Here is an 11,532-nt window from a genome sequence, read left to right on the forward strand (position 1 = left end):
CGGGGGCACTAATCAAGAACATAAAACTTTAACCCTTAACCTATAATTTTCAAAGTTTCTAAATCCATAAGCACGGCGCTGAATCAGCTTCATCTTACGATGGAACCCTTCTGTAATGCCGTTGTTTTTAGTAACCCGCCACATTCTAACCACTTCCTCTCGCCATTGATATAATGTTTTACCTAGAGTCTTTAGTGAATCAAAAGGACTTTCTTTCAAACTGGCAACCAGTTTAAGAAAGAGAGGTATTAAACGCTGTTGTTGCAAATAACGTTCTCGTCTGTTGAGTCGCTTTACAGTGAGATTATTGGGATTGGTTCTCAGGGCTGCCAAGAGACCTCGTTGATATTTCATTTCAGGGTCAATCTGCTGATAAGTCTGTAAACAAAATTGGTTCAATAAACGAATCACATGAAAGCGATCCGCAACAATCATTGCATTAGGAAAGTAACGCTTGATTAACTTACGGTAACTGGAGCTTAAATCAATACAGACTACCTGTACCTTTTCTTTTCCTTCCAATGTATTAAGATAGCGTTCTAAATCCTTCTCCGAACGCCCCTCCACTACATCGAATATTTTATGTTTGCCCAAGTCACAAAAAGTTGTAGCATAACCCACTTTCCGATTAAATGAATGTTCATCAAGTCCTAATACTCGGGGACAGGAACGTGTCGCTATCTTCTTATAGCGAAGCTCATAACCATAATGATACCAGCGCTCTACAGTCGACTTACCCAGCTTTAAATCACGAGCCAAATCCTTTTGACTCACTCCTTTGCTGTGATAATGAAATACCTGTTTACGCAAACTCTCGCTCGCTCTTTGATACTTGCCTATCCCAGGAAAACGCTGATTAAAATAGCGACCACACCCAGGACAATAATATTTATGAGCCTTGATACACAAGTAACTGCGTCTTAATCCAATCGACTCATGACGTATGCGTCTTATAAAACTGTCTTTTTTACGTAACTTCTTATTACCACAATGAATACACCGAACTACCCGGCGATAACTCACTTCAATATAAACCGGGTTCTCTCCACTCACCTTTTTAATAGAATATCCTGGTAAATTTAGGATACAATCTTTCTTAGGCATTTTAATCTTCCTTTTGACCGTCAAATCAAAGAGTTAGTCTATGCTAACTTGATTAAAATGCCCCCTTATTTGGGGTAGAGCCAAATAATTACTTTATTTCCAAAATGATTGAGTAAAATTCCAATCATATAAAATGCGCCGATTGATACCAACATTGAAATTGTACTAATTAGTGAATCAAAAGTTGCCCTAATGTGATTGCTAATATTTTTATGTAGTAATGCACTTATAATAATCGAAGGATATTTAAATAAAATAAAGCAAGAAAGAAATAGGACAATAGGGATTATTTTATAGATTTCATTTCCGTCATATCCTATTAGATAGCTTGTAGCAGCAACGAAAAAAGCCATGAAGAATAAGCTTAGTTTTATTGAGTTTTTCTTTTCAGCAAAAAACGATCCTAGTGCTTGAAATACTAAAATGACCGCAAAAACAATTCCATATACTATTGCATCAGAAGTATGTTCACCTAAATAATCATAAATGGAGTTACAAATCTCTAAAATCAAAATATCTTCTATACTTATATAAGGTTTTCTTATTTTGTAGAATATCATGGGTAAAATGCCACTCGATAGGACAATTGCCAAAAGCTTTATTCAAAATTTGGGGAAGGCCATTGATGAAGCACAGGTGGCTACCATATTGCAACTATTGGATGATTCAGAGGTAATCTCTCATTTAACGAAAGGAGATGCAGGTCATTTTTTTCATATGTTTAGCTTTGCCGTTAGCAAAGGACATCCTGCTATTGCTGAGGCTTTTTTCAAGCAAGAACACTTATATGATATATTCACAATTCTGTATCTAAAGGGTGAATTAGCAAACGATTTTTTAGGTTTGGTTGATATTCTATTATATAAAATAGAGGACATGGAAAGCCTATCACCCTCTTTAGAGGTGATAAAAATCATTTACGATGGTTTTTTAATTTATGCTAATAACGATGAGATCTTCCCAGATATCACTCAATTAACCCAATCAAAGTATATCCTTTATCAAAATGAACTTCATTTTTATGATCATTCAAAACATGAAGTTAATCGGGTTAGGGTTTATGGGAAGGATGAGGTCAAGCTCCTGGATTTTTTCGGCAAAAATCCTATTGAAAGATTATCTATTCAACAATACTTGATGTCCGGTTCGTTAATTAACTCCGAAGAGTCATTAGGAATTTCTTCTAACGCTCCTATTCCTCTAATCATTGAGATTCCCAGTAAAGAAGAAACTATTTCACGTGAATCTACGAACAATTTTGCTATGCACTATCAGAAATTCAAGCATTTTTCTCCAACGCTTGATGATTTCGTATTTGCCTATCAAAAAATTATCGGTAAAAATCAAACAGCTATGATAAATCAAGTTTCTCAATACTTAAAATTGAACAATCGTCCGGAGCTTATTCCAAAAATTCAAGATGGGATCTGTGCAGCATTAACGCACTTATTTGACGAAATGTCTTTTGAGCAATGGGAAAAACTAACCGGAAGATTATTACAATGGGATGGTACTCAAGAGAGTCTGGATGCATTGACTTTAAAAGACGATTTTGAAAAGTTACTCTCCTTTGTTATCAAATATCAATTTGGTGAGAAAAAACATCATACCTATTTTTATACAAATATGAATTCTCATTTTGATATGCTTTTAGAAAAAATGGATGAGGGCAGTATTTTTCTTATCAATCCCTGGCACCAAATAGCCTTGAGAAAATCAGACAATGGTTCTTTTTTAGTTTATGATCCCAATTTTGATAATGGCGTTAAAGAAGTCAAGACGACAGGTGAAGTCAAAAATTTAATACAAAACAGTCTAGGCAATCATGTTATGGGTTTTAGTGAGCAAATGCTGAATTTACCTAATCCTATAGTTAAAGATGGTAATGCATTCATTCGAGAAGGAGGGCTTTTCTTCCTTTTTCATAGAGATCCTCCAGATTTATTACCCCAATTGCCCCAAAGAAAAGATGTTGATGGAGATACATTGACAGGATTATTGCTAAGAAACAATTTAGGTATTCCTTTATGGGCACTTTCAAGTAATAACCAGAAATTATTAAATTATCTTCATCAGCTAGTAATGGAATACATGAGTACGAATCCTAATTTTAAGTCAGAATTTAAACAAAGCTTGGAAGTGATATCTTCCACATGGCTTAGACGATTAGGGCTTGATTTATTTGCTGGCACTTATTCCGATCAAGAATTTGCAAGTAAAATAAGAGAATTTTACAAAACAAACCCTGAAAAAATAAATATTCATGAACAAATTGTTTCCATTTGTAATAAACATCTAGATATTATCGAAAATCATTTCAATGATGTGATTGTCTTAACTTATTTTTATGATTTAATGCACTCATTCAATTATTTTACCAGTCGTTGGGAGCTCATCAAAGATGATGAAGTTCTTCACTTAAAAAATCCCATACAAGGCACGCAACTTATGATTAGCACATCTAATGAAAATCAAGGCCAGCTCTGCTTTAAAGTAATTGGTAAACAAAATGAAGAAAAAGAATATCTTATACCTGGCGAGCTACAAGAACCATTACAGACTATCTCTCAGCATATACATTCTCTATATAAAAACCCCCTAACTTTCTCATCTGCCTATACTGCTCATGGATTACTGAAGCAAAAACCTCAAGAAGAAGTAAAAGACGCCAGTTTAGAAGATGTATTCAAAATAAAAAAATGAGATTCTGTCGGGCTGAAAGTGTTGATTTGGTAAAGAACTTAAACTTAAGAAATCTGTTCAAAGTAAAAATAATTTCAAGTCAAGACTATTTTTTTATTTTTTATTTGTTAACATAGTCACGTCTAAATTCTTTTTTCTTATCCATTGTCTGTGGATAACTTATTTTACCAACTAATGAGTGATTAATCAGTATTGTACTAGAACCCTTGTTAGGACTGATCTATATCGTTTTTAACCCGAGTAAATTTATTTAAGTTATTCACATTTTCTGTGGATAAGTCTGTTTATAGTTTGTCGAGCTTCTTGTTGGATTTTAGACATTAATTAGATTTTCTAATATGTATAAGGACAGATCCTGAATTTTGCATTACAAATGTGTCGATGAAGATCTAAAATCGTGAATATCTCTTTAAGTACCAATTTTTACCTGAGTCTTTTGACCTCTACTGTGAATTTATGTCACAGTATTCATTTAACAAAAAGCTGCTTGCAATTATTTTTCCAGCTCCTTCCAGGAGGAACAAATTGAATATTTTTCTAGCTGTAGGGCTTTTCACAATAGGGCTTTTATTAGTGCTTTACTTTGCTGAAAAATTAGTGAAAGGAGCCATTGGTACTTCTCTCAGTTTGGGGATTTCTACTTTTTTCATTAGTGTTGTTTTTATTGGTTTTGACCCAGAAAATTTAGCTGTTGGTGCAGTGGGGTCTTATAATGAAATGCCAGGTATTGCTTTAGGTTCCATTATTGGTGCCACTATGGTGGCTATTGCTCTAGCTTTTGGTATCACCGCATTGATTGCACCTATGACATTTAAACAAACACCAAAACGTATTCTTATTTTGCCTAACCTCGCTATTATTCTGCTAGGAGTATTAGCACTGGATGGAGAGCTTTCGAGAATTGACGGCCTAATTTTATTTATAAGTTTCTTCCTTTCTATCCTCTATCTTTTATGGCTTAATAAAAAAGGTTGTGACATCAAACCATCCCATGAGCTATCTGAAACTATCGCCTCCATTAAAAAAGAGTATCAATGGAAATCTTTAGGGCTCCTACTTCTTTCTCTTGTAGCCATTATTGTCGGTAGTGAGCTCATTGTTATGGGATCTAAAACAATCATTAGTTATTTTGGAATTTCTGGTACGTTTTTCGGAATGGTTATTCTTGCTTTTTTAGTAAGTATTGAAGAAATAGCCAGAGAATTGCCGGCAGCAATTCAAGGAAGATCGGAAATTAGTTTTGGTAATGTAGTAGGTTCAATTTTTGCTTTTTTCTTATTTAATGCAGGTATTGTTTCTATGATAAAACCGATTGCGGTTGATCAGAAAACACTAATGTTTTACTTACCTGTCTGCTTGTTCACCATGATCGTAATATCCCTTTTTATGTTAACGCAAAGAATATCGCGGTGGATGGGAGGAATTTTGGTGTTATTGTATTTATTTTTCGTGATAGGAGGTTAGGAATATTGACAAGTGTTAAGCATATTGCGTTTCATTCCTAATGGTTTGTTTCTATAAAGACTATAAAGCACAATTATTTTATCTTCTTGTTATTTTATAATATTATTAATCCAAAATATGTTCATTTTCTACTGTTTATTATAACCTGTTAAAGGTAAGACTATGCAAGCTTCGTTAATTAAACCAGAGTCGAAAGAATTTAGGCCGTGGAATTCGCCTCATCTTTTAAGTAATCAATTTCAATTGTTTGCTAAATTTATTACTGCATTGAATTCCAATACTCCACCTGAGCAAGTTGACAATAAAGATGAACTGCTTAAGGAATTAGAATTTAATATTATTAATGTATTCAGTCATCAAATGATGCCGTCGTGGTTAGCCTTGGCCAAATCGTATTATCCTTTTTACAAAAAAAGTAACTATGATAAAGCCTTGATTGAAGTGCTAGAGCATAAATTAAATATTAAAGCTACAGACTATGAGTCACTATCAATGCTAATTAAAGAGGTATTTTTAACAAAGTATCCAACGGTTAACAGCCAGTATCAACCGATTATCGATAATATTAAAACGGTAATGGCAAAACTAACGGCAGTTGCGCTATCAACCCCCTCTTTACTCAATGATGCCCATCAGCGTGATAAGAAGCAATTTGAGGAGGCCGGGCCTTCCATGTCAACTTGCGTTGGCTCTATTGAGACCATCTTACACCATATGATGAAGAGGGCAGAGATCAATAAATCTTTCGTTATTTCGGCTACCTCTTTACTTTTACAAGTGAAAGCAATCAAATCGCATTTTGAACAGATTACTTTAATTCAACAGCTTGAAAGCACTCAAAAGAAAAATAAAGAATTACAGGAACAGTTAGAAAAAGATAAGCCTGGAATGCAAGTGAGTAATTTGGCTCAAAAAAGTCAGGGCTTTGATGAAGAACAAAGCAGATTGCTTCAGTCATGGCAGTCAAAAGAAGAGCAGATGGCATTGGCTAAAGTGTTTAAATTACAGAAAAGAATTAAAGAATATTGTGACCACTTAACTGAGGCCTTAGTTAAATTGCCAAAGGATGAGAAGATTAGTGCAAAGTTAGCAAGTATGACTGTAATGAAAAACGATCTTGATAACGAGAAAGTGTTGCCAAGTCAACGGATTGGAACGTTTGGAAAACAACTGAATAAAGCAAATGAGCAACTTAAAGAGCATCGCGATCCAATGTGGGGAAGATTTCTAAGAGATTGTTGTCGTATTCTAGCGTTCACATTGTCAGGAGTTGCGATGTATAGAAAGCTTACTGGCCAGCCTGTGGACTTTTTTAAGCCAAGCCATGGTCAAAGATTTGTGGAAGAAGCGACTCGTATTACAACGGCTCATCTACTTATTTAGAGAAAGGTAAATACAACTCTCCTCTAAAATTAGCTTATTCTGTTGCGACAACCCTAAATACCACTATTAATGAATTATTTATTTTTAAGCGGGAGATATAGATGTTTGCTGATCCTAAATGGTTTACAAGAAGAAAATACACAGGTTGGGGTATCACTCCCAAAACCTGGCAAGGTTGGTTATATCTCGCTGTTTGGTTGGCGATTCTTATGGTAGCAGCCTATCTGATGAAAAGCTTCCATTTAAGTCAGTTACTCCAGACAATTATCATGTTAGCTATAGTTTTAATTTTAGGTATTGATGCTTTGGATATTGCGAGAAAAATGGATCTCGATGAAAGAGAAAGGTTGCATGAGGCTTATGCTGAGCGCAATTGTTGTTGGGCAATGGTCGCTGTCTTATCTCTAGGTTTGATAGTTCAAATCATTATGAGCACTAAAAACAACAATCTTGCTGACATTGATCCCTTTATTGTTGTGGGATTAATTATAGGAACCATTGTGAAAGCGATAAGCAATTGGTATTACTCAGATAAATAATTTTTGAGAGCATTATCATGGAAGACTATTTAATAAAAACTAAACATCTGGGGATACGCTTTCTTAAAAAAGACGATGACAACTATTTAAAACTCGTGGAGAAAGATCCGATTGTAAAAGAGTTTTTTCCTGAGGGTCCTTTAAGTGATAAGGAAATAAAGGATTATATTAATGAATGTTTGGTAACTTGCAAGAATAAACATTTGCCTTGTCTGGTTATTTTTAAGCTCTCTAACAATGAGTTTGTGGGAGAAGCTTATTTTGACCAAATAGAAACAGGAGAAATAAAAGTAGGTTATCTCTTGCATCAAAAATTTTGGAATAGAGGATATGCCACAGAAATGCTAAAAGCCCTTTTAAACTGGGCAAGGGATCATATAGACACAGATTATATTGTGGCCTATGCGGATAAGCATAATCTAGCGTCATTTCGGGTTATGGAAAAATCCGGGATGAAATATTATAAAAAAGGTCGTTACCTGGATATGGATTGTTATTTTTACCGAATTCGTAATCGATAATCAAATAAACCAGTTTAAATTGATCACTAATGTTGTAGATCAACACAGAAAAAAGTAATCACATTTTTGATTACTTTTTCACAAATATGCAGTTGTTCTATAGTTATAAATTCATTAGGATTATGTGCTTGTTTGATATCGCCAGGACCACAAATAACAGTAGGTATCTGGGCATCTTGAAATATACCAGCTTCTGTTGCATAAGAAACTTTGAAGCGTTCTTTTATTCCAGTTACTGCACGGATTATTCTTGTGATTGACGAGTCTTCCAAGGCACTGAATCCAGGGGCATCTGAAATTTCATCAAAATAAATAATTGCCTCTGGATAGATTTTTCTCATCTCAGGTAATAACTCATTATTAATATAATTTTCAATTTGGCTACGAAAATTCACCATTGGAAATTCATTGATATAACGAACTTCTAGAATAAACTCACAAGTCCCAGGAACTACATTCATTGCAATGCCACCACTGACAATATTGATGGTTATAGTGCTGAATGGGCAATCAAAATCATGATCAAAGGGGCCATGTTCTTCCACATAATTGGCGATAGAATGGATATAACAGATTAAGCGGCTTCCATATTCAATGGCATTGCATCCTTCAAAAGCTAGAGAAGAATGAACAGCCTTTCCTTCTATCTGACAATGATAAAGTTTTCTGGCCTTCTCGCCAATTATTGGTCGCATATTAGAGGGCTCACCAACAATGCAACCTTCGGGATGGATATTACTTTTTTGCAAGAAATCGACAACATAATCCACGCCGATACAACCTATTTCCTCATCACAAGTAAATGAAAAATGAATTGGTTTCAAAAGTTTTAATTGTTTAAGTTCAGGAACAAGAGCAAGAATTACTGCAAGAAATCCTTTCATATCACAGGCGCCTCGACCATAAATTTTATTTTCTAATTGAGTCGCTACAAAAGGATCAGTATTCCATCTTTGCCCTACTACTGGTACGACGTCCGTATGGCCCGAAAGAAGAATACCTCCCTCGATTTGACCATTGATTGCAGGTATTGTGGCAAATAAATTAACTCTTGATGCTGCTGGTCCAGGTATAATTTGAGAATGGATATGATGTAATTTAAACCAGGCATTAATGGCTTCAATAAGTTGCAAATTCGAATCATTCGAAATAGATTTGAAGCTGATGAGGTGAGATAGCCATTGTAAAGCATCCATGTTTATCCAAAATTAATAATCATTTTGTATTGTAAGTATATAAATACGCTTTAATTTTGTTTCGTAATGAATTAAAAATTAAAGCGTAAATTTAGAGTCCTATTGAATAACAAAATACTCAGGGCTGTAATCATAACAATGTAAAGAAACGACATCACTCCCAATTTTTACTTTGAATACCGCAGCATTGAGAGATACAAGTGAAGGGTTAACATCTTGATAGCATACTCTATTAGTACCATCGAAGGTAAAGTAATAATAATCTTGGCCTGGAGCTACTGTAGTGGTTGTTACGTACGTACCTCCTTCTTCATGTACAGCTATGGGACTACCCGTTATTGTGATTTTGTCCGCTGAAGCAGGGAGATTAAAAAGTAAAAATGTAAGAGCTACGACACCTAGAAGAAAAGCTTTCATTGTCCTATCCTCCATCTTTCCAATATTGATTTGATAAAAGACATAGTATGCTTTGATACTTCCTATCTTTTATATTAGATGAATTAAGAAATCATCCATGATGTGTTGACAAGATATATATGAAATGAAAAAAATTACGGAACGAGACATGTCAACATATCTTTAAATAAGTATAATACACTATTGGCAATAGGCAAAAAATAATCATATGATCCAATATTTAAATAAATTATAATTTTTTAATCTACTCTGAGTTATTTTTGTATTTAAAGATAATTATTATAAAAATACATCGCTGTAAATATTGGATGAGGGAACACCAGCAAGAAAGGCTTGAGTTTTCAATTTATTAGTTATTTCTTTAGGGCCGCATACAAAAACTCTGGTCTGACTGGGATTGTTTAGATGCGTTAATATCCGTTTATCAATCGAATATTCAGGATAGGTTCCTTTGCTTTGAAGCACACAAGGATCATAGTAAAATTGATGGAATAACAACGACAGTGTTTCAAGTTCTTCTCTGTGATAGATATCCTCCTCAATGATTCCGCCATGCACCAAAGTGATATTCCCTTCATGTTTTTGATTTAATGCGCTTTTAATAACACCTACTAATGGGGCTAGGCCGGTGCCTGTTCCTGCCAACAAGATATTAAATGACAGTTTTTCTGGATTATAATAATAGCAACGGCCAAAAGGACCTCGGAGAGTAACAATGGTATTGGCAGTGGCTTTTTGCATTAACCATTGCCCCATGGCGCCGTTTGGATAAATTTTGATGTGCAACTCGATATACCCGTCATGGCGGGTATGTTAGCAATGGAATAATTTCGTATGGTGCCCTCAGAGTTAATGAGAGATAAATATTGTCCAGGATACCAAGGGGCGGGATGTTCTACCTTAAGTTTGATTTGAATGACATTATAATTTAACCGTTGCAGACTTAGGATGCGAGCCTCTGTTTCACACTCTGCCGCTTCAGGTGATGTCACATGAAGCGGAGTATTCGGCTTGGCAAGGCAAGCCAGAAAATATCCTTGAGATTTAAGCAGTTGCGGTAGACCTTCTTGCCAGGCAGGGTTAATTTCTCCTTCTTTTGCTTTAATCAAGCACGATTGGCAAATGCCTGCTTGACAGGAGTGGGGATAGTCAATCCCATGACGCAAGAAACATTGTAAAATATTTTCATCGGGTGCTAAATGGTAAGATTGATTATTTAACTGCACTTTACTCATGAAGAGCGTCCCAACACATCATCTCGAACACTATTGGCAATTGCTGCTACTTCTTGAATATCCTCGTCACTCGCGCCCAACTCCTTCAACGTTGTTCCTAGATGTTCAATAACAATATCTACGTGTGAATCATTTAACCCGCGCTCAAGCAAATGCTGGTGTCCTTCCCGCATATTTTTTCCCGTATAGTGATTGGGTCCACCAAAGACCATGGTTAAAAATCCTTTTTGCTTCAGGATTTGTTTTTCCATGTCAACGTCATCAAAAAAATAATTCACTCTATCATCCATTAGCATTTTGCGGTAGAAAATATCCACAGCGGTATTAACCGCATGAGGGCCCCCTAATCGATCAAATAATGATTTAGACATGGTATACTCCTTAAAGATGTATTTGAAATACATCTTATAAAAAGAAATAATAGACGTCAATAAAACAGAAGGAATTTTTTATGCAGTTAACCCAATTTACTGATTACTCCTTGCGAGCTTTAATTTATATTGCCCTTAAAAAAGATTCTTGCACTATAAAAGACATCACCGACGCTTATTCAATTTCAAACAACCATATGGTTAAGATAATCCATAATTTATCCAAGATGGGTATGATTAAAACAACAAGGGGTAAACATGGTGGAATATTGATGGCAGTTGCTCCTGAAACGGTTAATTTAGGGGCGTTAATTAAAGAACTAGAACCTCATTTTGATTTGGTCCCCTGTTTTAATAGAGAAAAAGCAAACTGTTGCATTGCACCAATATGCAAGCTCAAAAGTGTTCTGCATGAGGCCCAACGTGCTTTCATGCAGATTTTAGAGCGCTATACTCTGGCAGATGTGTTACATAACCCGAATGAATTAGCTTCTTTACTGAAAATTATTTAACTTACTAATTTATCTATAAAAATTAATTAAACTTATTATTAGTACTTATTGATCGGAAAATGAGATAAAAGTATTGCATATGTCATT

General features: G+C 34.9%; 11 protein-coding genes and 1 pseudogene. 6 read left to right on the plus strand and 6 right to left on the minus strand.

What is annotated here, in order from left to right:
• Positions 1-12 precede the first annotated feature (12 nt).
• Positions 13-1,104, minus strand: coding sequence for an ISL3 family transposase (locus tag OK13_RS01495; RefSeq protein ID WP_035886942.1), 1,092 nt, complete (start codon positions 1,102-1,104; stop codon positions 13-15).
• A 65-nt stretch (positions 1,105-1,169) separates the two neighbouring features.
• On the minus strand, positions 1,170-1,616 hold the full coding sequence (locus OK13_RS01500; protein WP_152571526.1) for a hypothetical protein: 447 nt from the start codon (positions 1,614-1,616) through the stop codon (positions 1,170-1,172).
• Positions 1,617-1,662: 46 nt separating this feature from the next.
• Between OK13_RS01500 and OK13_RS01505 the strand changes: the two genes are divergently transcribed.
• From OK13_RS01505 to OK13_RS01525, 5 genes are all read left to right on the plus strand, one after another.
• Entirely contained in the window at positions 1,663-3,807 is a 2,145-nt protein-coding gene (locus OK13_RS01505) for a hypothetical protein (protein ID WP_035886954.1), read from the plus strand.
• 525 nt (positions 3,808-4,332) lie between these two features.
• Entirely contained in the window at positions 4,333-5,271 is a 939-nt protein-coding gene (locus OK13_RS01510; protein ID WP_035886956.1) for a sodium:calcium antiporter, read from the plus strand.
• A gap of 162 nt (positions 5,272-5,433) precedes the next feature.
• The gene (locus OK13_RS01515; RefSeq protein ID WP_035886958.1) at positions 5,434-6,654 is read left to right on the plus strand and encodes a hypothetical protein; all 1,221 of its coding nucleotides are present in this window, start codon (positions 5,434-5,436) and stop codon (positions 6,652-6,654) included.
• 101 nt (positions 6,655-6,755) lie between these two features.
• Complete coding sequence (locus OK13_RS01520) at positions 6,756-7,193, plus strand: hypothetical protein (protein WP_035886959.1); 438 nt, start codon at positions 6,756-6,758, stop codon at positions 7,191-7,193.
• 17 nt (positions 7,194-7,210) lie between these two features.
• Positions 7,211-7,714, plus strand: coding sequence for a GNAT family N-acetyltransferase (locus OK13_RS01525; protein WP_035886961.1), 504 nt, complete (start codon positions 7,211-7,213; stop codon positions 7,712-7,714).
• A 26-nt stretch (positions 7,715-7,740) separates the two neighbouring features.
• Here OK13_RS01525 and argE read toward each other — a convergent pair whose 3' ends face one another.
• The 4 genes and pseudogenes from argE to OK13_RS01545 all read right to left on the minus strand — a co-directional run bounded on the left by argE (position 7,741) and on the right by OK13_RS01545 (position 10,933).
• On the minus strand, positions 7,741-8,910 hold the full coding sequence (gene argE, locus OK13_RS01530; protein ID WP_035886967.1) for an acetylornithine deacetylase: 1,170 nt from the start codon (positions 8,908-8,910) through the stop codon (positions 7,741-7,743).
• Positions 8,911-9,009: 99 nt separating this feature from the next.
• A complete protein-coding gene (locus OK13_RS01535; protein ID WP_035886968.1) occupies positions 9,010-9,327 on the minus strand; it encodes a hypothetical protein in 318 nt (105 codons plus the stop codon).
• A gap of 279 nt (positions 9,328-9,606) precedes the next feature.
• Positions 9,607-10,562: pseudogene (locus tag OK13_RS01540) on the minus strand (FAD-binding oxidoreductase).
• Entirely contained in the window at positions 10,559-10,933 is a 375-nt protein-coding gene (locus OK13_RS01545; RefSeq protein WP_035886970.1) for a group I truncated hemoglobin, read from the minus strand. The pseudogene OK13_RS01540 and the gene OK13_RS01545 overlap by 4 nt, the downstream one beginning before the upstream one ends.
• Before the next feature lie 80 nt (positions 10,934-11,013).
• Here OK13_RS01545 and OK13_RS01550 point away from each other — a divergent pair, with 80 nt between their 5' ends.
• A complete protein-coding gene (locus tag OK13_RS01550; protein WP_035886972.1) occupies positions 11,014-11,445 on the plus strand; it encodes an Rrf2 family transcriptional regulator in 432 nt (143 codons plus the stop codon).
• Positions 11,446-11,532: the final 87 nt, after the last annotated feature.

The sequence above is a fragment of the Legionella norrlandica genome (genome assembly GCF_000770585.1).
GTDB classification, from domain to species: Bacteria; Pseudomonadota; Gammaproteobacteria; order Legionellales; family Legionellaceae; genus Legionella; species Legionella norrlandica.